Source organism: Alicyclobacillus mali NBRC 102425 (genome assembly GCF_001570745.1).
Classification (GTDB): domain Bacteria; phylum Bacillota; class Bacilli; order Alicyclobacillales; family Alicyclobacillaceae; genus Alicyclobacillus; species Alicyclobacillus mali.
This window is the reverse complement of sequence record NZ_BCSG01000071.1, coordinates 1-1,618: the sequence shown is the minus strand read 5'-3', so window position 1 is coordinate 1,618 and position 1,618 is coordinate 1. Positions and strand designations below refer to the sequence as shown.

Genomic DNA, 1,618 nt, shown 5'->3' with positions numbered 1-1,618 from the left:
AAAGGGCTCATATAACATAGGATTTCAGAATTATAACTTCGGTCTCGCTTCTGCAGGGACATATATCCTAACCACAATCATTGCCGTGCTCTCGTATTTTCAGATACGAGTTTCTCGTGGAGGCGACTACAGTGCGTGAAAGCATCCCTGTCAAAATTCTTAGTTACGTGTTTTTGGCCATTGCTGTCGTTGTGTCCATTTACCCTATATATTGGATATATGTCGCCTCAACCTTGTCTGATGGGCAGATTTTTCATTTCCCGCCCGCAAATTGGTTCGGTGCTCACTTCGTTCAAAATGTACGTACGCTAGAGTCGTCAATGCCTGTGTGGAGGGACTTAGCGAACAGTATAATTGTCTCAGGTATTACCACCATTAGTGTAGTGTTTTTCTCCGCGATGGTGGGCTTCGCGTTTGCTAAGTACCGGTTTTGGGCAAAATCTTTTTTATTCTTCGTTGTGCTTATTACTATCATGATACCTGTGCAAACGACGCTCATTCCTCTATTCATTATTGTTACTAAATTGCATTGGGAGAATTCTTACGAAGGTTTGATAGTTCCCTTCCTAGTAAATGGATTTGGCGTGTTCTTCATGAGGCAGCAAATGCAATCGTTTCCCTCCGAGCTGCTTGAGGCTTCCAGGATAGATGGAGCTAGCGAGTTTTATACATTTTTTCGAATTGTAATGCCAAATATGTTGCCCTCTATGGCTGCGCTGGGTATACTCACGTTCCTACAGCAGTGGGGCAATTTTATCTGGCCATTGATAGTGATTAACAGCAGAAACATGTCGACCATTCCACTTATGCTCGAACAACTTGATCAGCCTGGAAACGTTATACATTACGGGCCTATTTTTGCTGGGGCGGCTATCGGTCTAGTACCTCTGATGATAGTCTTTGTTGCTTTGCAGAGATATTTCATATCGGGTATGTACAGTGGTTCAGTCAAAGGATGAGACGCACCCTTTGTGCGCATGGAGGAGATGCAAGTGCAAGAGCAATATGTCGAGAGCTTCTACCCGCCTTCAGACTATCGGTTGTCACCCCGTGCGTTTTTCATCCCGCACTCGACGGAGCGGGAAGCGCTCATGCGTGGCTTTTACCGCGCTTCGACACAAGTGTTACCACTAGAAGGGAAGTGGAAGTTTTTCCTGTTTGAAAATCCCCTTTCTGTACCGAGCGATGTTACTGAAGTTGGTTTCGATGACTCCTCATGGGATGATATACATGTGCCGTCGAATTGGCAGATGGAGGGCTTTGGGCGGCCCCACTACACAAACGTCAGGTATCCCTTCCCGGTTGACCCGCCCCGGGTTCCTTCGGAAAATCCGACGGGTTGTTACCGGACTAAATTTTTCCTGACAAATCACGATGTAGGTTGGATCCACTTGAGGTTTGAAGGGGTCGATGGATTGTATCAAGTTTACGTCAATGGTCATGATCTTGGTTTCGGGTACGGGAGCCGGTTGCCCTCTGAATTTGATATAACGAATTTTATTCATGCTGGTGAAAATGTACTTGTCGTAATTGTGTGCCAATGGTCAGCTCAGTCTTACCTAGAAGATCAGGACATGTGGTGGCTGTCTGGTATTTTTAGGGATGTCTATATTCTTAA

General features: G+C 45.5%; 2 protein-coding genes. Both read left to right on the top strand.

Annotated features, from left to right (window positions below; translation table 11 throughout):
* The first annotated feature begins 131 nt into the window (after window positions 1–131).
* Window positions 132–959, top strand: a complete 828-nt coding sequence (locus AMA01_RS13410; RefSeq protein WP_231862968.1) for a carbohydrate ABC transporter permease — start codon at window positions 132–134, stop codon at window positions 957–959.
* A 33-nt stretch (window positions 960–992) separates the two neighbouring features.
* Window positions 993–1,618 (top strand): sugar-binding domain-containing protein (locus AMA01_RS13405; protein ID WP_376738346.1); only part of this gene is annotated, 626 nt, incomplete at its 3' end.